Origin of the sequence: Myxococcus sp. AB036A (genome assembly GCF_006547355.1) — a bacterium.
In the GTDB taxonomy this organism is placed as follows: Bacteria; Myxococcota; Myxococcia; order Myxococcales; family Myxococcaceae; genus Myxococcus; species Myxococcus virescens.
The window spans coordinates 1-22,777 of the sequence record NZ_VHLC01000127.1 but is presented as its reverse complement, the minus strand read 5'-3'; the positions used below and the strand labels follow the sequence as shown (position 1 = coordinate 22,777).

Here is a 22,777-nt window from a genome sequence, read left to right as displayed (position 1 = left end):
CTCCTCGGGGAGCCGGCCCACCGTCCTCGCGCCTGCCTGGCTACACACCAGGACCCGCCCCGTATCATCCAGGACGTAGGACGGGTCGGGGGGCGCGGCGCGGTCCGGCCAGCGGCGCACGACCTTCACCTCGGCCATGGCCTTGAGGGTGTCGCGCAGGCGGCGGCTCTCCGCGTCGAAGTCCGGGGACTCCGGGCCCAGGGGCTTCTGGAGCACCGCGAGCGCGCCGGCGCGTAGCGCGGCCATGGACGTCTGGATGTCGCGCTCCACCAGGGTGGACACCACCACCACCGGCGTGGGCACCTCCGTCATGATGCGCCGGGTGGCCTCCAGGCCGTCCATCCGCGGCATCTGGATGTCCATGGTCACCAGGCTGGGCCGCAGGCGCTGGGCCAGCTCCACCGCTTCCACACCGTCCCTGGCCTCGCCCACCACCGTCAGGGCGGGGTCGGCGCGGACGATTTCCACCAGCAGCCGCCGGGCGGTGGGCGAGTCCTCGGCCACCAGGATGCGCAACGGGTTGTTCTTCATAGCAGTCGTCTCAGCGTCTCCAGCAGGCTCGTCGGGTCGAACGCACTCTTCACCAGATAGGCACTTGCGCCGGCTTGCAGGCCGCGCGCCTTGTCCTCTGGCTTGCCACGGGCGGTGACGAGCACCACCGGCAACCGGGAGAAGCGCGGCGAGGCCCGCACCGCCTCGGTGAGGGCGAAGCCGTCCATGCGCGGCATCTCCACGTCCAGCACCAGCGCGTCCGCGCCGCCCGACTGGAGCCGCTCCCAGGCGTCCGCGCCGTCCACGCAGGCCACCACTTCATAGCCCGCGCTCTCCAGGATGCTCTGCTCCAGCGCGCGCGTGGTGGGCGAGTCGTCCGCCAGCACCACCCGCCGCCGCGTCCGCTGGGTGGCGGGGACGGGGAAGAGCGAGGCCGCGGGGCGGCCACCCGCCGCGCGGACCAGGGACACGGGGTTGAGCAAAAGCGACAGCCGTCCGTCTGGCAGCACCGCCGCCGCGGACACGTGCCGGGCCCGGCGCACGCGGTGGCCCAGGGAGCGCACCAGCGCCTCCTGTTCGGCGAGCACTTCATCCACCACCACCACGGCGCGCGCGCTGCCCGCGGCCAGCACCACCGCGCCCCGGCGCGCGCGAGGCGGGCCGGGCGGCAGCCCCAGCACCTCCGCCAGCGAGGCCAACGGCACCAGCGCGTCACCGGAGGCCCACACGGGGCGGCCCTCCACGTCGCGCACCTCGTCGGGCGCCAGGCGCACCAGCCGCGCCACGCTCTCACTGGCCAGCGCCAGCGTCTGCCCGCCCGCCGATACCAGCAGCACCCGCAGCGTGCTCAGCGTGAGGGGGACGTCCAGGATGAAGCGGGTGCCCTGGCCTGACCGGGTCGTCACCTCCACGCTGCCGCGCAGCCCCTCCACGTGCATGCGCACCACGTCCAGGCCCACGCCACGGCCCGCCACCTGGGTCACCTCCGTCGCGGTGGACAGGCCGGCCAGGAACACCAGCCGCGCGGCCTCCTCGTCACTTTCAGGCACTCGCAGGCCCCGGGCGCGCGCCTGCTCCCGCAGCGCCTCCAGGTCCAGGCCGCGCCCGTCGTCATCCACCGTCACCTCGACGCGGCTGCCCTTGAGGCGCGCGGTGAGGAGGAGGCGTCCCTCGGCGGGCTTGTCCAGTCGCTGGCGTTCCTCGGGGCTCTCCAGGCCGTGGGCCACCGCGTTGCGCACCAGGTGCAGCAGCGGCTCGCGCAGCCCCTGCAGCAGCGACCGGTCCAGCTCCAACGTGCCGCCCTGAATCTCCAGCCGCACCTGCCGGCCCAGGCTGCGGGCCACGTCGCGCGCGGCGCGCTCCAGGCCCTCGCAGCCTTCCTCGAAGGGCAGGGTGCGCGCTCGGCGGACCTCGTCGTCCAGGCCCGTGGCCACGCCGCCCAGCGTCCGGCGGTCCGCCGCCAGCTCCAGCGTCACCCGCGCCAGCTCCGTCTCCGCGCGCAGCAGTGCCTGTTCGCCGGGCGTGCCGAGCACCGCCTCGCGGGCCTGCGCCAGCGCCTCGCGCACCGACTCCAGCGCGTCCGCGCGGCCTTCCAGCCGGAGCGTCGCCACGCGCAGCTCACCGCTGCGTGCCAGCAGCGCGTCCAGCTTCTGCGCGGAGACGCGCACGGGCAGCGCTTCGGCTCCGGCAAACGCGCCGCCGCTTGGATGCGGCTCCACGCTGGCCGGGGCGGCGGAGGGGGACGGCACCGCGTCCGTCAGCATGGGCGGAGGCGACGGTGGCGGCTCGGCGCGCGTGGGTTCGGGCGCGCCGGACCGGCGTCCGACGGCGCGCTCCAACTGGGGCAGCAGGCTCTCCAGGGGCGAGCCCGCCAGGTCCTCCCGTGCGGCCAGGCGCCGGCCCGCGTCGTCGAGCGCGTCCACGGTGGTGAAGCACAGCTCGTACACGTCGGGCGTGCCGGCGCCCGCGTCCCGCACCTGCTCCAGCAGCTCCTCCATGCGGTGGCAGGCCGTCTCCACCCGCGTGGCGCTGGCCGCGCGCGCCGCACCCTTCACGCTGTGCAGCGTGCGCAGCAGGGACGCCACGAGCTCCGCCATGCGCGCGGGCGCGGTCTCACGCTCCAGGGCCAGCAGCTCGCGGTTGAGCGAGACGACGTGGCCCTCGAGCTCCTCGAGGAACGTGGCCAGCAGCGCTTGGGCCAACCGGTCGCGGTCCATCAGCGCCCGTACTCTCCCAGCAGCCCCTTGAGCTTCTGGCCCATGCCGTTGAGGTCCTGCATGGCGCGTTCGGTCTGCCGCGACGAGATGAGGGCCTGCTGCGTGGCCTGATTCACGTCATGCATGGCCTGACGAATCTGGCCGATGCCGGTGGCCTGCTGGTTGGCGGAGGCGGCAATCTGCGCCGCCGTCAGCGAGGCCTGGGCCAGCAGGTCCGACAGCGTCTGGATGTTGGCGCCCGCCTCGGACACCACGCGGGTGGCGGTGGCCACGCTCTTGGTGCCTTCCTCGGTGGTCATCACCGCGCCGTGGGTGGCCTTCTGGATTTGCCCCAGAATCTGGCGCACCTGGCCGGTGGCCTTCTTGGACTGGTCCGCCAGGGCCTTCACCTCGGAGGCCACCACCGCGAAGCCGCGGCCGTGCTCGCCGGCGCGGCTGGCTTCGATGGAGGCATTGAGCGCCAGCATGTGCGTCTGCTCGGAGATGTCGTTGACGGTGGTGATGATGTCGCCAATGGCCTGGGCCTGCTCGGCCAGGGCGAGGATGCGCGAGGCGATGGACTCCACCTGCTCACGCACCGCGCCCATGGCGCCCACGGCCTCCTCCACGGCGCGTCGGCCGCTGCGGCCCACGTCCTCGGCGTGGCGGGCGGAGTCGCTCACCGCGCGGGCGCGGCCCGCGGCCTCCTCGGACGTCTTGGTGATTTCCTCGATGGTGCTCACCGTCTCCGTCACCGCGCTGCCCTGCTCCTGGGCGCCGGCCACCTGCTCGGTGGTGCTGGAGAGGATTTCCGCGCTGGCGCCGGCGAGCTGGTTGACGAACTCCGCCACGGTGCGGAGCGTGTGCTCGCGCTGCTCGGATTCCTTCTCCAACTGGACCTCGTTCTGCTGGCGCTTCTCCGCCATGTCGTTGAACGCGCGCGCCAGTTGGGCCGTCTCGTCCTGGCCCTTCACGTCGATGCGGTGCTCCAGCTTCCCGCGCCCCAGTTGCTCGGCGCCCACCATGAGCGCGCGCAGCGGCGTGGTGATGCCGCGGGTGATGATGTAGCTGCCCCCGCCGACGATGACCACGCCCAGCAGCGTGCCGATGCCCAGCACCCAGAGGATGCGCTGGGCCATGTCCCGGGCGGCGGTGGCGTGCTCGTCCCAGCGCTCCTGCTCCGCCACCAGCATCTCGTCGATGACCTGCTTGACCTGGAGCATGACCTCCCGGCCCTTGCCGGCCTGGATGAACTTCGCTCCGGCTTCCAGGCCCTCCTGGCGGCGCAGACGGATGCCGTCCTCCAGCCGGTTCACCCGCTGGGTGACGATGGGCTCCAGCCGGTTCAGGCGCGCCCGCTGGTGGGGGTGGTTCGCCATGGTGTCGCGCAGGCGGGACAGGTCATTCTGGAGCGCCGCCGTCGCTTCCCGGTAGGGCACCAGGTAGGACTCATCCCCCGTGAGGATGAAGCCGCGCTGGCCGGACTCGGCGTCCATCAGCAGCGCGCGGACCTCGCGGATGATGCGGAAGTTCTCATGGGCTGTCAGCAGGCCCGCCGTGCTCGTCGTGAGCTGATTGGCGCCCTGGAAGGACACACCCGCCACGATGAGCAACATCAGTAGCGACAGTCCGAATCCGAGTGCGATGCGGTTCCCGATGCTCATACTGCTCCTTCGCCGGACATATCGAACATGAGGCGACTGTCACCCAGGAGCGCCTCTCCCTCCAGTACCAGGGTGCCTTCCCTGTCGGCCGCGGACACGAGGTGTCCGGCGGCGTCGTTCAGGGAGGTGGGCGGCGCCAGCAGCTCACTGCCCGCCAGCACGGTGACTTCCTCCACTTCCTCGGTGCGCACGCCCAGCTCCGCCCGCCCCACGCCCACCACGAGCAGCGGGCCCGCGGCGTCCGAAGGCGCGCGTCCGAAGAGCGGCGCCAGCTCCACCACGGGAAGCACCTCGCCATGCATCAGGGTGAGGCCGCGCAGCGCGGGGGGCGCGCTAGGCAGCGTCACCAGCTCCGGCGCGCGCACCACCTCCAGCACGAAGCGGGACTCCAGGGCATAGCGCTGGCCGGCGGCCTTGAAGCGGACCACCTCGCGCAAGGTGCCAGGGTCGACCTGGGGACGGGGCTCGCGCGAGAGTGCCCGGGCGCGGGCCTCCAGCAGCGCCGTGGCCTCCTCGGGCGACAAGGTGCCCTGTTCCTGCTCCAGGTTGGCCAGCCGCGCCAGCCGCGCGCGTGTGGCTTCCCAGTCGATTCCGCCGGAACCCGGCATCAGCTCAGCTCCTCACCGGCAGCCTGGGCTGCCTCCATGCGTGACCGCTCTCCACGCGCCACCTCGGCCAGCCTGCTGGCGCTCTCGCCGTCCGCGTGGGGCACGGGCGCGTCCGGAGGCAAGGCGTTGCACAGGTGCTCCGCCTCGCGCCAGGCCTTCAGGGCGCCGGACGTGTCGCCGTGCCTGCGTAGCACGCGCCCGAGGATGAGCCACGCCACGATGAGTGTGGGCTCCAGGTACAGGGCCTGCCGGACAGCGCGCTCCGCGTCCGCCGCGCGCCCCTGGCCCAGCAGCAGCAGGGACTCCAGGTAGCGCAGCCCCGCCACCAAGGGGTGCCGGGCGGCCGCTTCGGTGCAGGCGTAGACGGCGGCGGCGGCGTCCAGGTTCGCCAGCGCGCGCACCGCGAGGGCGGCGGTGTCCGCGTCTGAGTCCAATGCCCCCAAGTGCTGAGCCGCCTCGCGCCAGTGGCCCCGCGCCAGGGCCTGCCGGGCCGCGTGCATGGCCGCCGCGCTGGGGGCGTGTGTCGGTGTCTCGGCCCTGGGGAGGGCGCCGCTTCGCGAGGCGGGGGCACCGGTTCCCGCTGTGTTCCCGAGGACGGACCCCGCGCTGGCCTGGGGCTGGCCCGCCGCGCGCGTTCCTTCCGCCTGAGCGGAGGTCCCAACCGCTCCGGGGGGACTCCAGGCGGGTGCCGTCGTTCTGGCCGCGGAGCCGCCTGGACGGCCCGGAGCGGATGCACCCGGGAGCGCGGTCCCCGTGGAGGATTCGGAACCGGAGGGCAGGCCCGTCGTGGTGGTACCCAGGGACGTGGTGCCCGTTACGGTACCGGGTACGCCGGTGGAGGACGGGCTCCACGCGGCCGGGACGGGCAGGGAGAGGGTGGCTCCGGGCAGGGGCCGGCGGTACAGCACGCCCCATTCGGTGAGGACGGACTCCAGCGGCGCCAGCCCACCGAGCGGCGGGTCCGACGGGCCGGTGAAGAGGTAGCCGCCCTCATCCAGCGCGTCATGGAGCCGGCGCGCGACGGCTTCGATGGTGGGCCGGTTGAAGTAGATGAGGACGTTGCGGCAGAAGATGACGTCCAGCTTCCAGATGCCGCTGTCCGCCGACGGCCAGGTGTCGAGCGCGAGGTTGAGGTAGCTGAAGCGCACGTGCTTCCGCACCTCGGGTGACAGCACGTACCGGCGTCCCTCGGCGCGCAGGTGGGCGCGCATCCGGTCCGCCCAGCCGCCGCGCAGGGACCAGTCACCGTAGTGGGCCTTCCGGGCCCGGCCGAGCGCGCCGCGCGACACGTCCGTGGCGTACACGGCCATGTGCTCGTCCCAGCCTTCGCCCAGCAGCAGCGCGGCGATGGAGTAGGGCTCCTCGCCGGACGAACACGCGGCGCTCCACATCCGCGCGGTGTGGTCCGGGCCGTGGCGCTCGCGCAGGTCCGGGAGCACGACGCTCCGCACGTGTTCGAAGTGCTCGGGCGTGCGGAAGAAATACGTCTCCCCGACGGTGAGCTCGATGAGCAGGTCATCCAGCGCGGAGGGGTCTTCCGCGAGCCGCGCGCGGTAGGCGTCGAAGTCCTTCAGCCCGGCCCGCTCCATGGCGCGGGCGATGCCTTCCTCGGCGGACGCGGGGCAGCTCGGCGGAACCAGCCCGGCGCGCTCTTCCACGAGCGCGAGCACCGCCGCATAACCCGGGTGGCTCCAGGGACCCCAATTCACGCCGGCTCCGGCTCTGGCTCCTGCGGCGCGGCCAGGGCGGCATCCAGCTCCAGGGCCTCGGCCTCGGACAGGAAGGTGCGCAGGTCGTGGACCAGGACGAGCCCGTCCTTCAGCTTCACGGCGCCCGCCACATAGCCCACGCCCGGAAGCTGGCGCGGCGTGGCGTCCCACTCATCCGGTGTGAGGACGCGCAGGCCCTCGGCCCGGTCCACGCGCAGCACGACGCAGCGGTCGCCCGCGGAGGCCACGATGAAGTGGTCCATGGGAGACAGCGGGCGGGGCGGGTGGCGGAAGCGCAGGCGCAGGTCCAGCACCGGCAACAGCTCTCCCCGAAGGTCCAGCAGGCCCTCCACCACGGCGGGCGCGCGAGGGAGCGGTGTCAGGCGCGCCGCGCGTACCAGCTCGCGCACGTCGGGTGCGGGCAGTCCGTAGCGCTGGCCGTTCAGGGTGAACAGCAGCACCTCCGTGGGTGCGGGGATCATGTCCTGGGACATAAGTCGTGGACGTGGCCACTGTCGAACATTGATGTCGGCCCGCGGTCGTGGTGTCCACCAGTCCTCAGTGGGGACAGGGGGATGGGCCCATGGTTCGGGGGGAACACGACAAGTGCCCGCTGCGCGCCTGCCTGGACGGAGGCTCCCGCATGCGGATGGGGGTTGGGAGAACGGTCGCTCACTCTCCCAGGAGACGAGCGACGGCTTCGCGCGCGCGTCCGTCGATTTGCACTCCCCTGTCCGTGCCGGAAGACGTCAGCCACGGCCGCCCACGGGCGGGTGCCCTGGGCGGCCTGGGTCAGTGAGCTGCGTTGCCCCGAAGGGCGATGTCATTGACGGGCGCTGCTCCAATCAAGCCACGCCACCGCCCATTCCGTTCACAGGCTGACGGCGACTTGCCGTACGGGGTTTGGCGCGTGTTGTCCCGGCCTCGCGTTCTCCACTTAATGTTCGCCATCGCCACTGCAATCAAAGCAATGGCTCTCACGCGTCGGCCGCCAGCGAAGCAAGACATCCTTCGCGCGTTCATGTCAGCCCTTGTAGCGGCGCTTCGCGGAGTCGAGGGGGGCGGGCACCATGGTGTTGGTAGACGTGCTGGAGGAGCACCTCGACGAGGCCGAGTTCCGGTGGCTGCAGTGGGAGAAGGCGCTGGGGGCGCCAGACTTTTCACTGATTGAGGTTGCGAGGTTGGAGGAGCTTCTCCTCGCGCATCTGGACGGGCTGGTGGTGGGGGCATCCGCCTCGGTTGAATCCGTGCTGCGCCCCGCCTTCGCGACAGAGGACGCCTTTCGCATCTGCGCGGCGGCCTTCTCGCTGCTGGCCCTCGGCGAGGTGGACGAAGTCCTGCTGCGACTCCGCGAGGCCGAGCCCGAAGCGCGTGGCTTCATCCGACGGGCCCTGGAGCTCAGCGAGTCCCCGGGGCTGGGCGCACGCCTGCTCGACGTGTTGAAGCAGGAGGACACCGCGCCGCAGGTCGAGGTGCTGGAGGCGCTGGCGTTTCGCCAGGAGGCACCTCCGGAGGTGCTGGCGCACTTCTTCACCTCTGGCGAGCAGCGGGCGCGGGTCGCGGCCCTGCGTGCGACCCTGCCCTTGCCGGAAGATTCTGCGCAAGGGCTGCTTCCCAGCCTGCTGGACTCCCCGCACCCCAGTATTCGCGCGGCGGCGATGGGTGCGGGACTTGCGTCTGGCGTGAGGTCGGCCTGGGAGACGTGCCGCACCGCCGTGCGCGCCCGCGATGCACACAGCCTTGAGGCCATGGTGCTGCTCGCCATGGGCGGCAGTGAGACAGACATCGCCTTGCTGCTGGGGCAACTGGACGTGGAGCAACTCCAGCCCGATGCGCTCTGGGCCCTGGGCTTCAGCGGCCGGGTGGCGGCCATGGAGGCGTGCGTTGCGCACCTGGAGGTGCCCGCGGTGGCACAACTGGCCGGGGAGGCCTTCTCGGCCATGACAGGCCTTCGGTTGGAGGCGCCCTACGCCCTGCTCCCTGGCGAAAGGCCCGAGGGTGCTCCGCCGCCGCCGGAGTCGCAGGAGGACCTGGACGCGGACCTGGTGCCCAGGCCCGAGGACGACTTGCCCTGGCCGAACGTGGCCGCCGTCCGGGGCTGGTGGGACGCGGAGAAGAAGCGCTTCGCGAAGGGGACGAGGTACCTCCTCGGTCGCCCGTTCAATGGCAGCGTCCTGGTGGAGGTGCTGGAAACCAGCCCCATGCGGCGCCGCCATGTCCTCGCCCGCGAGCTGGCGCTGAGGAGTCAGGGCACGTTGATGGTGCGCACTCGGGCCTTCACGCACGCCCAGCGCGCGGAGCTGGCCAAGGCCCGGGCAGCCAGCGCTCGAATCCACACGCAGTCCTTCGACAGCGGCCTGCGCTGAGGGCAGGTCCCAAGCCGCGCTCCTTCACACGGCACGCCTCGTCACCAACCATGTGGGCACTTCAAAACCAGACACCCTATGCGGCGGAGCGGACGTGGGTTCGTGACAAGGACGGCCACCACCACTGGCTCATCGCGCTCAAGGCGACCTTCGACGTCGACGACGCGGGCCACCTCCGCCCAGCCGACGCGCAAGAGCCTCCGCTGCGGGAGCCCGTCTACTGGGGGGAGCCTGGGCGCTCCAGTCTGCGCTACGAGGCCGAACTCGTCGCCCCCAAGCTGAACACCGACGTCCTCATCAACGCTTGTGCCCATGCGCCCGGTGGGCGGCCCGCGCCCAGCGTCGAGGTCGCCGTCCGCATCCACGATGTCGACAAGATGCTCGTGGTGCATGGAGAGCGCTTCCATGCGCGCGGCCTGGCGGGCGTGAGGCCTTCGTCTCCCAAGCCCTTCGTCACCCAGCCCATTCTTTACGAGTGGGCCTGGGGAGGCACCGACACGCGCGACGCGGACACGCGCAAGCACGTCAGTGACTCGCGCAACCCCGTGGGCCGCGGGGTGGCCAGCCGGGAGGCGCATCTGGTGGACCAGCCCGCTCACCGCATCGAATACCTGCGGGGCAACCCAGCGAAGTCGGGGCCGGCTGGCTTTGGCCCCATCGCCAGTTATTGGTCGCCGCGGCTCGAACTGGCAGGCACCTTCGACGAGGCCTGGCGGAAGACGCGACACCCGCTGCTGCCGCGAGACTTCGACGAGCGCTTTTCTCTCTGCGCCCCCGCTGACCAGCGGCCTTCACGCCACCTCGTGGGTGGAGAGAAGGTGGCCCTGGTGCACCTCACGCCGAAGGGCACGCTCCACTTCACGCTGCCGCGCCTGCGCTTCGGCTTCACCACCTGGTTCGGCGCCGTCCGGCGCTTCCATGAGGCCACCCTGGGCACCGTCGTCATTGAGCCTGAGGTGATGAAGGTGCGCATGGTTTTCCAGACGAGCTTGAGAGTCGGTCCCCAGGACACCGAGCGCCTCGACTTCACAGCCATTACCGAGAGGACGGACTGACATGGGCGTCGACGCGGTACTCGTGGCATCGGGAGCGCGTGCCCCGGTGGGGACGACGGCGGAGAGCGTCGCGGCGGCGGTGCGTGCGGGCATCAGCCGCGTGCGGCGCGTCCAGTTGCCGGAGCTGGGGCGCCAGTCCGATTCCTTCATCGCGAGGGACGGGCTGTTGGACGCGCAGGAGTGGGGCGCTGCGGCGCGCATGGCCGCACTGGGGGCCATGGCGTTGGAGGAAGTCCTCGCCAGGCTGGCACCCGCCATCCCTCCGGAGCGTGTTGACGTGCCGGTGCTGGTGGGACTTCCCGAGGAGCGCCCGGGCTGGAAGGCCGCGGATGCCGCGCGAGTCGTCGCCGCGCTCGCGGCTCTTGGGAGTGCGCGTCTGCGCCTGCAGGTGGAGCCTCGGCTGACGGGCCACGCCTCGGCGCTGGAGGGACTCCGAGACGCCGTGACACGGGTGGGCCGCGTCGCCCGCTGTCCGCTGGTGATTGTCGGGGGCGTCGACAGCTACCACGACGTCCAAACGTTGGCCTGGCTGCGCGAGCGGAACCAGTGGCTGGAAGAAGGGACGCGCACGGGCTTCGCCCCCGGCGAGGCCGCGGCCTTCGTCGCGGTGATGGCCGCTCCGGACGCGCGTCGGTGGAGGCTGGCACCCCACGCCACGGTGCGCGCCGCCGCCACGGCCCGTGAGACGAAGCTCATCCACACGGATGCTCTCAACCTGGGCGAGGGACTGACGGCCGCCGTAGGGGAGGCGCTCGTGCCGCTGGAGGACACGCGCGAGGTGGTGGCGTGCGTCCACAGCGATCTCAACGGCGAGCGCTACCGCTCCGAGGAGTGGGGCTTCGTCGCCCTGCGGCTGGGGGCCGCGTTCCGCGACGCCTCCGTCATTCACACACCTGTGAGCAGTTGCGGCGAGGTGGGCGCCGCCACGGGGGCGTTGAACCTCGTCCTCTGCGCGCAGTCCTGGCGGCGTCGGTATGCGAGGGGCCCCCGCGCGCTACTCTGGGGCAGTTCGGAAGCCGGGTTGCGCGCCGCCGCACTGCTGGAAGAGCCACTGTCCGGAAGTGAAGGAGGAGTGAAACCATGGCCAAGGTAACCGTCAACTTCCCGAGGACGCCCGTTACCCAAGGCAGCGCGGGAGTTGCCGCGGCCACACTGCCCAACGTCTGCAAGATGCCCGGCCCACCGGCGCCCTTCGTGCCCACGCCCCTGCCCAACATCGGCAACAGCAGCGATTCGCCCGAGGGGTATTCGAAGACAGTCACCATCAACGGGCACCCCGTCGCCATTGCCGGTGCCAGCTTCGGCAGCAAGGGGGACATGGCCAGCAAGGGGACGGGAGGTGGCCTCGTCTCCAGCAACACCCACGGCCCGACGAAGTTCATCGGTCCCGGCTCGATGAACGTCAAAATCGAGGGGAGGAATGTGCAGTTGCTGGGCGACCCCATGCTCAACAACTGCGGCCCGTCCGGCAGCCCCGCGAATGCCGCCACCATGACGGGCATCATCCAGGCCTCCGGCGTCATGACCGTCATCTACGGCGATGACATTCCGTGCGCGCTCTGCGGGCAGACGCACCCACTGGAGGCGGGAGAAGAGACGCAGACGGCGATTGCGGCGCTGTTTGAACGGCTCCAGGAAGCGCTCGCCGCACAGAAGCAGCAGGTCCTGGAATTTGCCAGACTGGACAAAGAAGAGAAGCGAAAGGACTCACGCCTCCAAGAACTGGTGACGCTCAACACAGAGGAAAGAAGGAGGGCGGGCAAGGGGCTGAAGGCGGAACAACGAACAGAGTTGGAAAGACTGCCAGGCGAGCTCTCTACGCTGAGAGCACAACTCGCCCCCCTTGGAGACTTCTTCAAGAGGCACGCAGTACTTCGATACAGTCGAGGCAGCGGAACCCATAGCAAGGGGTACATGATTGGCGCCATGGTCTGCACATGTACTGGCAAGAAGCTTGTGGCCTGCTCGGGGCACGCGCCACCAGGCTTCTTGGCTATCGTAATCTCTACGGGCTTTGAGTGCGTAAGCCCTCCCGTTGGTTCGAAAGCCAAGCAGGAAGACTGGGACTGTGCCGCCAGGCGGATTATGGAAAACCACGGAGGGCACAAACCCAAGCAACTCATCGAACGGTTGTTCTACCCAGCGGTCGAGGGAATCAAGCCCGATCGAGGGCCTCGAGTAAAGTTCTGGGTGCGGATAGAAGGTCTGGATGACGGGAACTCCTCCGTCCCTGAGGAGCGCGAGCAAATATTTAGCAATGGCGAGAGCGTGCCCTCGTGCTCGGAATGTCAACAGAAACTCCCTGCCATGTACTGCAAAGCAAGCTGCGCCTGAATCGGGAGTGAAGATTGAAATCTTTCATTGAATTCGTCGAGAGGTATCGCCCCAATTTCTCCAAGGAGGTCGTTCCGGCAGGCCGATTTGACATCATGGCTCTGGAAGAAAAGGCGGGTCCTCTTCCGGGGGTCTATCGTCACTTCCTTGAAACAATGGGAGCAACCATGGGGGACCTTGAACTTGCTGACGCCTCCTTTTCCATTGATGGTGTCCGCAGTGTCTACAACGCCATGCCTGGACTGCGGCATGGGAGGTATATTCCCATGGCTGGGGATAATGGGCCCTCAAGCTTTGATTGGTTCCTGGACCGGTCCAATCCTCATGGGGCCGATGACTGCCTGGTCGTCCGAAGGGCCCTGGAGGAGAACTATCCCCCCGAGGCCAGTTCTCCCCAGTATGTGGGGCTGGAGGAATTCCTCTACTACGAAGCCTTCAAGGAGCTTCGTCTGCCGCAACTGCCCTTCCGGCGGAAGTTCTCGTCACCGGATGATGCAGATGCCGCAGTTCGCTATCGTTCGGACATGGTGACTGCGCTGGCCGAGGAGAAGGGCTTCAAGCGCATCCCGCCTGCCGAGCACTGCGCGTTGTACGAGCGGGGAGACGCCGCGCTGCTGCTCTACCGACACCCGACTCAGCCTACCTTCTCATTCATCTTGGGATGTGAGGACTCGGCGGAACTGGAGCGACTGCGCCAGGAGTTCGAGACACGAACGGGGCTGAAGAGCGTCGTCACCCGGTAGGCGCAGCGGAAGAGTCGGCATCTCCGCCCGCAACACGTTGGACCACGGCTCGACGTGTCGTGTGCGCGGGACGCGCCTCGCTTCTTGCGAGGACACGGGCGTTGCATAGGAGGATTGGCGCCCGGCTGGTGCACTCACGGGAACATCACGTTGCCCAAGATGACGGAGCGCTTGTCGCCCTCCGCCGCCCAGACCGTCAGCGTGTAGGGGCCTGGGCTCATGGTGTTCGTTGCCTCCGCTTCCACGATGAGCTGGCCGACCATGCCCGCGGTGGTGGGCGCGGCCTGCCAGACGCGCAGCACGCGGAGCGCGGTGCCCTCGCGGGGAACCAGTGTCGCGCCCCGGGCCTCCCATGGCGCGCCCCCGCGCAGTTCCTCGCACTCGACGGCCACCGCCACCTGGGTGGCGGCGCGATAGGTCGTCGCGTACGTCACATTGAGCGCGTTGCGTGGGTGGCGCACGAGTTGCCCAGCAAGCCAGAGCGCCCGCACACCATTCTTGTCCAGGTGCTTGGTGGCAAGCATGCCAGTGAGGCCATCTGGGAGGCTTTGGGCAGCCTCCATCCGCGCCAGTTCTTCTCGAAGGCGCCGCACCTCTTCCTCCTTCTCTATCAACTCGGCATGGAGCGAGTCCGCGCTTCGGGCCTGTCGGTGGACCTCCACCTGACGATCGGCCAGGGTAGGGTGGGGCACCAGCCGGAAGGTCGCGCTCGCGGGCGCGGCGCCATCCGCGAAGTGGACGGTCAGTTGCAACTCCTCGCTGTCCTCCACGCTCGTGGAGGGCATCAGCGTCAGGGTGTCACCCGCCAGCCGGATGCGGGTGAAGCGCTTCTCGCCTTCCAACTCCGCGCGGGCCACTGCCGTGTCGAAGAGCAGCAGCGTGCCCATCCCGGGGCTGATGCGCACTTCCGGGGGCGGTGTGGCGGACCGGGGGGACTGGAGGCCCACCGTGAGGCGCCGTGTCATCGGTGTCCAGGGGGCGGTGGGGGACGGCGCGGGGGATGCCGCCTGTGCCATGAAGAGCGAGTGAATGAGGAGGACCGCCGCGGAGGCATTCATCACGGGAGACCCCAGGTGCGGGAACGCAGTGTCACTCGAAGCGCCTCACCACCTTCAGGCCCGAGACGGAGTAGATGACGGGCTCGGCGGGCGGATGGTTTCCTGCCACGCGAGGCGAGCCGCGCTGGTCGTCGCCCGGGTAGAGGAGTTCAATGCACACGGGGAAGCGCTCGCCGTCTTTCTCCGCTTCCGTGAATCGGCCGTAGACCCGCTCGCTCACGCTGAGCCGTCCGCTCAGGGTTGCATTCGCCAGGTCATAGGGCGTGGCCCCGACGCGGACGCGCACCCAGCCCTCGCTTACGGTGATATTTCTCGGCTCTCCGCGGATGAAGAGGATGGAGCCCAGCTCACCCACGCGGAGACCTCGCGCCTCCATGGCTTGCAGCGCGCCCTCTGGGCATGGCTCGGAGGGTGGCGCGGGACGCACCTCGGGCCCGCTCGGGCAAGCCAGCGCGGTGCATGCGGCAGCCGTGGCGGCGGCGCGCCGGGCCAGTGTGCCCACTGAGCGCGATGGCCGTGAGGGGAGAGGAGATGAGGGAGCGATGTCTGGCTTCTTCACGGGTGATGCTTCTTTCGGGTCGCGCGCCATGAGAGGGGCAGCGGTCGCGGGGAGGAGGGCCGCCGGTGAGGGCGGGACCGCGGCCCGGACAGCTTCCGGCGAGGTGTGCGGTGACGCCATTTCTGGACACTCCCTGCTCGCTGACGGCGCGCCGTCGCGTCGCGTGAGTTCCCATGCAAGCGTCAGCGCGGCCAGGGTGCCCACCATGAACGCCAGTGCGGCGGGTCTCCAGGAGCGTAAGGCCCCCGGCGCAAGCCGCTTGGAAGGCGCTGCGCCCCCAGGTGCCGCTTCCTCCCGTGCGTCCCCTGGCCTCGCGCGGCCACTGTCGACGGAAGGTCGGGCGCGCCCCGGTCGTCTGCCGCGTCTGGGCGGCGACAACGCGGGCTCACCCTGGTGCCGCCATGCCTCCAGCCCACCCTGTGGTGGCGGTGGCGCTGGGAGCTCGGGTGGCTCCTCCCACGACGCGCATAGCGGCCGGTCCCACTCGACGTCCGCGGCGGCCAGTGCTGCCTCCAGTGCTTTGGCCAGGGCGGCGGCGCTGGGAAAGCGCGCCGTGGGCTGCTTCTCCAGCAGCCGCGAGCACACCGCGTCCAGCGGACCGGGCACCCTCGGGTTCACGGCGCGAGGCGGCTCGGGTGGCTGCGAGATGACGTGCTCCACCTCCGACGGCGTCCCTGGGGCGGGGAAGGGGGAGCGGCCAGTCAGCACCCAGTAGAGGACGACGCCCAGCGCATACAGATCATCTGCGGCGGTGGGCGCGTAGTGCGCCCCCTCCTCGCCCGCGTGCGACTTGCGGAAGGCCAACGCCTCCGGGCTGCGGTACTGCGGTGTGCCCGGGGGAAGCACCCTCCAGGTGAGGCGAGGCGCGCCGGGATAGGAGCCCACGCCGAAGTCCACCAGCACGGGCGCCCCGGTGGCATCCCGCACCATGATGTTGGACTCCTTGAGGTCCCGGTGGAGGACGCCTTTCGCGTGCGCCGCCGCGAGTCCTCGGGCCAGCCCCAGCGCCAGCCCCGCCGCCTGTCGCGGGCTGGGGTTCTCCTCATCCACCCACCGGTTCAGCGGTCGCCCCTCCACCAGCTCCATGGCCAGGTAGAACCACTCGGGGGCGGTGTCCCGCCACAGGCCGCACGCGTGGAAGCGCACGACATTGGGGTGGTTCATCCTCCGGAGGATGTCCACCTCCCGCTGGGCCCAACCGCCCAGCGCGGAGAGCGACTGGAGCTTCAGCGCGAAGCGCGCGGTGCCCCGCCGGGCCCGGAAGACGGCGCCGCAGCCGCCCATCCCGAGCAGGCCCTCCACGACGAAGCCCCCCACCTGGGTGCCGATGCCCACGTCTCCCCGAAGGCGCTGGGCCTTCATGCGCCCACCGCTGGAGGCTCGCTCCGCCGCGCGCCCCTCCTGTCAAGCTCATGGCTTCCCTGTCGCATGGGGCTTGTCTCTGGAGGGAGGGGACGTGGCGGAAGTAGGAATTTATCTTCTCCAAAACCCCAAAGGTAGAGTCTTGCCCTTCGCATCGCCAGGCGCCGGGTTGTCGCTTCCACCCCAGCCATCCTCTCCGGATGCGCTACGTTCTCCCGCGTATGGACGAACAACTGGGCATGATGGTGGGAAAGGCGGCGCGTGAGGCGCGTGCGCGCCTGGGGTTGACCCAGGTGGAGGTGGCGGCCTTGGTGGATATGCACCCCATGGTCTACAGCCGAGTGGAGCGCGGAAAGATGGTCCCCAGCGCGGGGATGCTGCGCCGCCTCAGCATGGTCCTCCGCATCTCCACGGATGAGCTGCTGGGGCTGGCGCGGCCCGGCAAGGACGAGCGGCGTGAGCAGGAGAAGGAGCCGCCGCTGCTGCGCCGGCTGGTGACGTTGGCGCGTGAGCTGGACGAGCCGAAGCTGGAGGCGCTCGTCACGATGGCCCGCGCGCTGACCCGATAGGGGCATCAGGGCTCGGTCGTCACGGCGGGAGTGGCCGCTCCGAGCGCATGGGCCTCCAGCCCGGAGGAAAAGAACCGCACGCTGCCAGGCACCGTCGCGTCGCGGTTCTGGCTGGCCCCGGTGATGAGGCGGGCGAGCTCTTCGGCGGCTTCCTTGCGGCCATAGGGGCGGCCGTCGCTGGCCTCTCGAACCTGGACGAGGCACTCCCGTAGCACGTCGCGCATGTCCTCCGCCGTGGTGTAGCGCTCGGCGGCGGGTTTGCGGAGGGCCTTCCTCAACGCGGCCCGGAAGCCCTCGGGCAGACCCGCGGTTGCTTGCTCCACGTCGTCTGGCGTGTAGGCGTCCATCAACATCATCAAATACGTGAGCGGCAGCGAGGGCTCCTCCTCCACGGGAGCCCGCTGCCGCCATGGAGGAGGCTCCGCCAGCCTTTCCAGGGCGTCGTGGAAGAGGTGGCGTCCCGTGGCCAGCTCCAGCAGGACGAGTCCCAGCGAGAAGAGGTCCGCCGCGGGAGTCAATGGCAGACACTGCAGGTACTCCGGCGAGGTATAGGCGGCATCTCCCTTGCGCAGGTCGCACCGGGTCTCCTCGCGCCCGCCAAGGTGGGTGTAGGCCGCGCCGAAGTGCGTCAGCTTCACCTCCCCGCCCATTCCCACGCTCACGTTGCGCGGGCTCACGTCCCGGTGAATCATCCCGAGCCGCGCCCCATGGTCATCCGCCAGCCGGTGCGCATAGGCCAGCGCGTCGGCGACCTCCGCGCCCACGTACAGTGCGAAGGAAGTGGAGACGGGCTGGCGCCGCAGGGCCATCAGGCTCAACACGCCGTCCAGGGTGGGGCCGTCCACGTACTCCATGATGACGTAGGGGTTGCCTGACTTGACGGTGAGCAGGAGGACCTTGGCGATGGCCGGGTGGTTCAGCCGGTAGGCCCGCTGGACCTCTTCCACCAACCGGTGCCTGCGCCTTGACGTGGCGGGCGAGCGCACGCGCTGGATGAGGACCGGCCCGCTCAGGCCGTGGCGCTCCTGTCGCTCGGCCAGCATGAGGACCTCGCCGTTGGGACGTGCGTCCAGGGTGCTGACATAGATGTACCGCGTTCCCGCGACCTGGAAGAGCGTCGGCCGTCGCGCTGGATGCGCCCGGGCCCGCTCCTCCTCGGTCATCGGGTGGAGGCTGGGCTGCGTGGGGTGGGTGGGCACGGAGACTCCCGGTTTTTAGATATAAACCTCCACAGTTTATATTGTGATTGGAGCCGGGTGAAGAGGCGCATGGGGCCTGGCGCATCTTCACCTCCACGGGGAATGAGGCGTGGACCTCACCCTCGGGAGCGCGCGGTGGGGTGTCTCAGCGCCGGCGGCGGCGCAGCAGGGCCAGGGGCGAGGCGGCCATCAGCAGGGCCCACAGCGGCGCGCTGCCCGCGGCGGCGCAGCCTCCGCTCTCCTCGTCCTTGTCACCCGGCTCCAGGCCCGGCGTGCCCTGGCCCACCTTCACGCTCAGCTTCGTGGCGGCGGCCCGGTCTCCGTCGGTATGCAGGTCCGCGTTGGAGGAGTTGCCAGCGCCGAAGAGGGTGAGGGTGACGTCCGTCGCGGGGGCGACGAGGCTGAAGTTGAAGCGCAGCTCGTTGTTCGCGAAGGGCTGGGGCTGCGAATGGGTCAGCTCGGCGCCGAGCTTCTTCATGCCCTCACCGGGTTGGAGCGTGGCCGCCGCGCTGTCCACGGCGATGCCCACGCCGCCCGTCCTGGCGGGGCCACCCCGGATGATGAAGGTGTACTGGCCGGTGGCGCCCGGCGCGAGCGTGGCGGGACCTTCGAGCGCGACAGTGGGGAGGTCCCCGCCCTGATGGCAGGTGCTGCACGTGGGGCCAGTCTTGCCCGTCTGGCCGGTGACGCCCGTGCTGGTGGCGAAGGCGGGGATGGACCACAGCGATGACACGACGACGACGCCCGCGATGCGGAACGGAAGACGCATGGACACTCCAGGAGGTGGGTGAAACCAGGTGGTGCTACAGCCGGGGCCCCGCGTGAGCGGAGCCCCGGGGACTTCCGCTGGCGTTGGTGCCTAGCGCAGCTGGAGCAGGGAGAAGGACAGGCCCCGCGTCGTCAGCGTGGGCCGCCCGTTGTCGCCCAGCACGTGCAGCGTCGTGGACGCGGAGCCCGCGCCGAACTCGGTGTAGAGCGTCTGGTTCTCGGTGTGGAAGAGGAAGCTGCTGCCCGAGGTGGCCGGGAACTGGGTGTTCCGCGTCGCCGTCAGCGTGTTGAGATTCAGTGCCCACCACTGCCAACCGGCGCCGCTCGCGATGCCGCGGGGATGCGCGCCCTCCTGCACCGGGGCGACGCTCTCATCGAGCACGCGCAGGTACGCCGTGCCCGACGGGCCGGGGACGAGCGAGCCCGCGGTGCCGCCGCCCACGAGCTCCGACAGCGAGCGGTGGAAGCCCGCGTCGAAGGTCCGCGTCTGCGGGTCGAACCGCAGCAGACACGGCTCGGGTGCCGCGTCGGCCGACACCCGGTGCACCGCCGCGCCGTAGGCCTCCGTCGCGACGTAGACCTTGCGGTCGGGGGCGAGCACGGCGTCGTGTGCGTAGCCGCATCGCTCATCCGTGACGATGGTCGCCGTGTCCGTCGCCGTGTCGACGACCACCACGCCCGTCCTCGGGGTGATGCCCACGCCGGCCACGGGACGCCAGCCCACGGGAATGATGAGCTGCCCGTTGTCCGAGACGACCGAGCCCGAGAAGGCCATCTCCGTGCCTTCGAGTTCCAGGTCGCCCAGCGCGATGTTGCCGGTGACGGTCATCTCCGTGGGGTTCCAGATGACCGCCTGCGCGGTGATGCCGTCGAAGAAGTACGCCTTCGTCGCCGACACGAACTGGAAGTTCGCCTGGTACTCGCCCAGCGACATCACGCCCAGGCTGGCGAAGCTCACCGTGCCCGACTGCTCCAGGCCGCCGTCCTCGGTGAGCGAGTAGCGCGTCACGACGGGGCTGTCGTCCGACACCACGTAGACCTGGCCCGACTTGCGGATGCCCACGCCCAGCGCACGGCCGGACACCTTGATGGCGCCGTCCAGCGACAGCTGCGCGGTCTGCTCCGCCTCACGCGTCACCACCACGTAGCTCGCCGCCGGGTCGGCGTTGAGGTCCTGCGTGGTGATGGCGTACAGCGGGCCGGTGTAGTCGTCGCCGGAGTCGTCGCAGCCGCCCAGCAGGGACAGCGCGAGCGCAGCGGCGGAGAGTCGGAAACCCGAGCGGGCAAACAGATGCGTCATGAAGACGGCCTTCCTGGAAGTGGAGTGGGGCGCCGTTTCACCCGGAACCGAGTTGCGGGCCTGGATGAGAACGATACGCATTCTCAATTTCAGGAGTTGTTTAGGCGGAATTCATGAAAAGTCAAGAAGCAGGCGGGAGGCCCGTGAGGCTCAGCGGTGGTGTCTGTGGCAGTTGAGCACGTTGAGCCCAGCGGAACCTTTCACCTGATAGGTCATGCTGGTGTCCGGGGTGGAGGCGGCCCATTCGATTTCTGGCTGGGCCTGGGTCCAGGCCGTCACTTCGGTCAGCGAATCACAGGCGGAGGGCCACTGCTGGGCGAGCTTGCGATTGAAGTCCATCAATCGCTGGTATGCCTCCTCGGCCTGCCGCTGCTGCGCGGCCACCTCCTCCCGCGTGACGATGGCCACGTCCGCTGGGAAGCTCAGCCGCGTGCTGCCGTCGGCGAAGCGCAGCGCCGCGGCCAGCCGCGCGGTTCGCGCCGTGCGCGTGTCGAGCGTGACGTGGAACGGCAGGTCGGTCATCTGGGGCTCGACCTTCTTCGTTGCATGGCGCCGGGCCGTGTTCCCCTTGCCATCCAGCTCCACCAGGCTGACCTCGACTGGCGGGGGGACGATGCCATCCAGCCGCGCGTTCAGTGCGAGCATCCCATTGGCGCCCACCTCCAACTGATGGATGAGGGCGGGGGCGTCATCCGCCCTGCGCCTTCCCGCCAGTGACAGCACGTTGCGCGCGTCCCGGATTCCCGCCGGCAGCGGTTCGTCACAGAAGACCCTCAGCGTCGCGGTGAACTCCCGCTTCTCGACGGGCGCACCCTGGCAATGCAGCTCCGCCTTCACGCGGGATTCCAAAGGAGACGCGGAGGTGCGGCAGGCCTGGAGCACCTCTGCGGGCTTCCAGAGCGGAAGGTCCACGCGGACGCTGGCATTCATGCCGCGGACGTCGGGCCGAAGCTGGAGCGGGGCTCCGCCTGCGGGCGCGCCGCGCAGCACGAGCTTCTCCAGCGCGCCCTCGCAGGGCGTCAGCACGGTGGCGCTGGTATAGACGTGAGCGGGGGTGCTTCCTCCGCCAATGACGGCCAGCAGCGCGTCCTCCTTGACGTAAGCCGTGGACCTCTGCTCGAGCTCGAACTCGGGCATGGAGGACTCGGGCAAGGAGCCATGCCTGGCGAGCCACATGAGGTAGCGGCTTTGCTCCAACTGCGTCAGCCGGCTGAGCTGCTCGCGGGTGAGGGGCGTGTCGGGGAACTCCTGCGCCGGGCGCGGGCCGGTTCGGCGGAGGCGCAGGACCCGTTCAGCGTCGGCGCCCTTGATGCGAATCGTGAGGGGTTCGTCCCACGTCGGCATCAAGGCGTCGTGCAGGTCCGTCTGGCTGAGGAGGTGGATGGGGTCGCGCGCGAACGACCGTCTCGGCCGGTCGATGCTCACAATCCGCATGCCGGGCTCGAGGCCTTCCTGGGCGGCGACGCTGCCCGGCAGGACCTTCGTCACCCGGACCTCCTTGTTGGCGTTCTGGACGGAGAAGCCCAGGGGCTCGACGGTGACGGAGAGGGGGGCGGCGGTGAGCAGCAGGGCGCTCGCGAGCGCGGATGTCATTCCAGACAGGAACACGTGAATCCTCCTGCCTGTCATTGAAGGGCTTTGCCGTGCTTCCCCGCAAGGCAGGGAGCGTCAATCCACGGCCCGTGGGCCGCTCAAGGGCAGCACGACGGTGAACGTGGCGCCCTGGCCCGGGGTGCTGGCTACGCGGATGTGGCCTCCCAGGGCCTCCACGAGCTGGCGGGTGATGAAGAGGCCCAGGCCCAGCCCGCCATAGTGGCGGCTGGAGACGGCGCGTTCGAAGCGGTCGAAGATGCGCTGCGCGTCCTCCGGAGGAAGGCCGATGCCGTGGTCCTCCACCTCCACCATCGCCTGTGTTTCGTCCGAGCGCACGCGCACGTCCACGGGGGCTCCGTGGCCGTATTTGAGCGCGTTGGACAGCAGGTTGGTGAGCACCTGCTCCAGCCGCATCCGGTCCCACTGGCCCGTCACGGGGGCCGGCGAGTCCACCGTCACCTGGACCCCCGCTGTCCTGGCTTCCGTCTCGAAGCGGCGGACGGCCTCGCGCACCAGTTCGTCCAGGTCCACGGGCTCCAGGTTCAGCTCCATGTGGCCGCGCGCCAGGCGGGACACGTCGAGCAGGCTGTCCACCAGGGTCGCCAGGCGCGAAGTCTGGCGCTCGCAGGACAGCACCCGCTGCGCGAGCTTCTCCACGTCCAGGGGCTCCTCGCCGCGAAGCTGGCGGTACAGCAGCTGGAGCTGGAGCTTGAGGTTGGTGAGGGGGGTGCGCAGCTCGTGCGCGGCGATGCTGAGGAAGTCGTCGCGCACCTGGACGGCGTCGCGGGCCTCGTCGGTCAGCCGCTGTTGCTCCGTGTTGGCGGCCTCGGCCGTGGTCCGGGCGCGGACTTGCGAGCGGGTGATGAAGAACAGCAGCAGCGTCACCATCAGCCCGGCGCCTACGACGGTGCCATGCTGCTCGGTGGTGCTGGCGGCGATGAAGGCCTGGCGCGCCTTGAAGCGCAGCGTCCAGGTCTGGCCGGCCACGGGTATCTTCACGTCCTGCTGGAAGACGGGGGCCCCCCGCGATGCCGGGAGGCTGGACGCGTAGAGGAGCGCGTCGTCGCGGACCTCCGTCCCGTCGTACACCTCCAGGTCGATGGTCTCCTGGAAGCCGATGAAGTGCAGCTCGCTCATCAGGTCACCCATGGCGAGCGGGAGGTAGACGAAGCCGCGCAGATTTTCGGTGGGGGGCCCGGGGGG

19 protein-coding genes are annotated in these 22,777 nt (G+C 70.0%); 6 read left to right on the top strand and 13 right to left on the bottom strand.

From position 1 onward, the window contains the following. From FL344_RS33830 to FL344_RS33805, 6 genes are all read right to left on the bottom strand, one after another. Nucleotides 1-531: response regulator (locus FL344_RS33830; RefSeq protein ID WP_228565562.1), on the bottom strand; the 531-nt coding region annotated here is incomplete at its 3' end. Beyond that, the gene (locus tag FL344_RS33825; RefSeq protein ID WP_141621423.1) at nucleotides 528-2,708 is read right to left on the bottom strand and encodes a response regulator; all 2,181 of its coding nucleotides are present in this window, start codon (nucleotides 2,706-2,708) and stop codon (nucleotides 528-530) included. The genes FL344_RS33830 and FL344_RS33825, both read right to left, overlap by 4 nt. After that, nucleotides 2,708-4,351, bottom strand: coding sequence for a methyl-accepting chemotaxis protein (locus FL344_RS33820; RefSeq protein WP_141621422.1), 1,644 nt, complete (start codon nucleotides 4,349-4,351; stop codon nucleotides 2,708-2,710). Before FL344_RS33820 ends, FL344_RS33825 begins: the two co-directional genes overlap by 1 nt. Next, nucleotides 4,348-4,959: a chemotaxis protein CheW gene (locus FL344_RS33815; RefSeq protein WP_141621421.1), complete on the bottom strand. Its 612-nt coding sequence runs from the start codon at nucleotides 4,957-4,959 to the stop codon at nucleotides 4,348-4,350. The genes FL344_RS33820 and FL344_RS33815 overlap by 4 nt, the downstream gene beginning before the upstream one ends. Next, on the bottom strand, nucleotides 4,959-6,668 hold the full coding sequence (locus FL344_RS33810; RefSeq protein WP_141621420.1) for a protein-glutamate O-methyltransferase CheR: 1,710 nt from the start codon (nucleotides 6,666-6,668) through the stop codon (nucleotides 4,959-4,961). Before FL344_RS33810 ends, FL344_RS33815 begins: the two co-directional genes overlap by 1 nt. Further along, on the bottom strand, nucleotides 6,665-7,150 hold the full coding sequence (locus FL344_RS33805) for a chemotaxis protein CheW (protein ID WP_141594061.1): 486 nt from the start codon (nucleotides 7,148-7,150) through the stop codon (nucleotides 6,665-6,667). Before FL344_RS33805 ends, FL344_RS33810 begins: the two co-directional genes overlap by 4 nt. 588 nt (nucleotides 7,151-7,738) lie before the next feature. On the opposite strand from FL344_RS33805, the gene FL344_RS33800 reads away from it, so the two are divergent. The 5 genes from FL344_RS33800 to FL344_RS39505 are packed head-to-tail and all read left to right on the top strand — an operon-like array spanning nucleotide 7,739 to nucleotide 13,166. Then, nucleotides 7,739-9,034, top strand: coding sequence for a TIGR02270 family protein (locus FL344_RS33800; RefSeq protein ID WP_141621419.1), 1,296 nt, complete (start codon nucleotides 7,739-7,741; stop codon nucleotides 9,032-9,034). Nucleotides 9,035-9,084: 50 nt separating this feature from the next. Further along, nucleotides 9,085-10,089: a DUF2169 domain-containing protein gene (locus FL344_RS33795; RefSeq protein ID WP_141621418.1), complete on the top strand. Its 1,005-nt coding sequence runs from the start codon at nucleotides 9,085-9,087 to the stop codon at nucleotides 10,087-10,089. A gap of 1 nt (nucleotide 10,090) precedes the next feature. Continuing rightward, nucleotides 10,091-11,182: a hypothetical protein gene (locus FL344_RS33790; protein WP_141621417.1), complete on the top strand. Its 1,092-nt coding sequence runs from the start codon at nucleotides 10,091-10,093 to the stop codon at nucleotides 11,180-11,182. Continuing rightward, nucleotides 11,170-12,423: a PAAR-like domain-containing protein gene (locus FL344_RS33785; RefSeq protein WP_141621416.1), complete on the top strand. Its 1,254-nt coding sequence runs from the start codon at nucleotides 11,170-11,172 to the stop codon at nucleotides 12,421-12,423. The genes FL344_RS33790 and FL344_RS33785 overlap by 13 nt, the downstream gene beginning before the upstream one ends. A 14-nt stretch (nucleotides 12,424-12,437) precedes the next feature. Beyond that, complete coding sequence (locus FL344_RS39505) at nucleotides 12,438-13,166, top strand: hypothetical protein (protein ID WP_228565561.1); 729 nt, start codon at nucleotides 12,438-12,440, stop codon at nucleotides 13,164-13,166. 134 nt (nucleotides 13,167-13,300) lie between these two features. Here the strand turns inward: FL344_RS39505 and FL344_RS33775 are convergent, their stop codons facing one another. Together FL344_RS33775 and FL344_RS33770 are read right to left on the bottom strand one after the other, a co-directional pair. Continuing rightward, a complete protein-coding gene (locus FL344_RS33775; RefSeq protein ID WP_228565563.1) occupies nucleotides 13,301-14,224 on the bottom strand; it encodes a DUF2381 family protein in 924 nt (307 codons plus the stop codon). A gap of 31 nt (nucleotides 14,225-14,255) precedes the next feature. Further along, the gene (locus tag FL344_RS33770) at nucleotides 14,256-16,145 is read right to left on the bottom strand and encodes a serine/threonine-protein kinase (RefSeq protein WP_141621414.1); all 1,890 of its coding nucleotides are present in this window, start codon (nucleotides 16,143-16,145) and stop codon (nucleotides 14,256-14,258) included. Between the two features lie 200 nt (nucleotides 16,146-16,345). Here FL344_RS33770 and FL344_RS33765 point away from each other — a divergent pair, with 200 nt between their 5' ends. Continuing rightward, nucleotides 16,346-16,714 (top strand): helix-turn-helix domain-containing protein, encoded by a 369-nt coding sequence (locus FL344_RS33765; protein WP_141594068.1) that lies wholly within the window; start codon nucleotides 16,346-16,348, stop codon nucleotides 16,712-16,714. A gap of 5 nt (nucleotides 16,715-16,719) precedes the next feature. On the opposite strand, the gene FL344_RS33760 is transcribed toward FL344_RS33765, so the two are convergent. The 5 genes from FL344_RS33760 to FL344_RS33740 form a co-directional block, all read right to left on the bottom strand. Continuing rightward, nucleotides 16,720-17,913, bottom strand: a complete 1,194-nt coding sequence (locus FL344_RS33760; protein ID WP_141621413.1) for a serine/threonine-protein kinase — start codon at nucleotides 17,911-17,913, stop codon at nucleotides 16,720-16,722. 145 nt (nucleotides 17,914-18,058) lie between these two features. After that, on the bottom strand, nucleotides 18,059-18,682 hold the full coding sequence (locus FL344_RS33755) for an MXAN_6652 family MXYO-CTERM-anchored protein (protein WP_141621412.1): 624 nt from the start codon (nucleotides 18,680-18,682) through the stop codon (nucleotides 18,059-18,061). Between the two features lie 90 nt (nucleotides 18,683-18,772). Next, on the bottom strand, nucleotides 18,773-19,981 hold the full coding sequence (locus FL344_RS33750; protein ID WP_141621411.1) for an MxcI protein: 1,209 nt from the start codon (nucleotides 19,979-19,981) through the stop codon (nucleotides 18,773-18,775). A gap of 150 nt (nucleotides 19,982-20,131) precedes the next feature. Continuing rightward, nucleotides 20,132-21,589, bottom strand: a complete 1,458-nt coding sequence (locus FL344_RS33745) for a PDZ domain-containing protein (protein ID WP_141621410.1) — start codon at nucleotides 21,587-21,589, stop codon at nucleotides 20,132-20,134. A 60-nt stretch (nucleotides 21,590-21,649) separates the two neighbouring features. Then, the coding region (locus FL344_RS33740) for a HAMP domain-containing sensor histidine kinase (RefSeq protein WP_194863356.1) at nucleotides 21,650-22,777 on the bottom strand (1,128 nt) is incomplete at its 5' end.

What these genes read in the sequence shown, in the direction of transcription:
- FL344_RS33825 (WP_141621423.1), bottom strand. Translation starts at nt 2,708, where the DNA reads ATGGACCGCGACCGGTTGGCCCAAGCGCTGCTGGCCACGTTCCTCGAG.
- FL344_RS33820 (WP_141621422.1), bottom strand. Translation starts at nt 4,351, where the DNA reads ATGAGCATCGGGAACCGCATCGCACTCGGATTCGGACTGTCGCTACTG.
- FL344_RS33815 (WP_141621421.1), bottom strand. Translation starts at nt 4,959, where the DNA reads ATGCCGGGTTCCGGCGGAATCGACTGGGAAGCCACACGCGCGCGGCTG.
- FL344_RS33805 (WP_141594061.1), bottom strand. Translation starts at nt 7,150, where the DNA reads ATGATCCCCGCACCCACGGAGGTGCTGCTGTTCACCCTGAACGGCCAG.
- FL344_RS33800 (WP_141621419.1), top strand. Translation starts at nt 7,739, where the DNA reads ATGGTGTTGGTAGACGTGCTGGAGGAGCACCTCGACGAGGCCGAGTTC.
- FL344_RS33795 (WP_141621418.1), top strand. Translation starts at nt 9,085, where the DNA reads ATGTGGGCACTTCAAAACCAGACACCCTATGCGGCGGAGCGGACGTGG.
- FL344_RS33790 (WP_141621417.1), top strand. Translation starts at nt 10,091, where the DNA reads ATGGGCGTCGACGCGGTACTCGTGGCATCGGGAGCGCGTGCCCCGGTG.
- FL344_RS33785 (WP_141621416.1), top strand. Translation starts at nt 11,170, where the DNA reads ATGGCCAAGGTAACCGTCAACTTCCCGAGGACGCCCGTTACCCAAGGC.
- FL344_RS33775 (WP_228565563.1), bottom strand. Translation starts at nt 14,224, where the DNA reads ATGAATGCCTCCGCGGCGGTCCTCCTCATTCACTCGCTCTTCATGGCA.
- FL344_RS33770 (WP_141621414.1), bottom strand. Translation starts at nt 16,145, where the DNA reads ATGAAGGCCCAGCGCCTTCGGGGAGACGTGGGCATCGGCACCCAGGTG.
- FL344_RS33765 (WP_141594068.1), top strand. Translation starts at nt 16,346, where the DNA reads ATGCGCTACGTTCTCCCGCGTATGGACGAACAACTGGGCATGATGGTG.
- FL344_RS33755 (WP_141621412.1), bottom strand. Translation starts at nt 18,682, where the DNA reads ATGCGTCTTCCGTTCCGCATCGCGGGCGTCGTCGTCGTGTCATCGCTG.
- FL344_RS33750 (WP_141621411.1), bottom strand. Translation starts at nt 19,981, where the DNA reads ATGACGCATCTGTTTGCCCGCTCGGGTTTCCGACTCTCCGCCGCTGCG.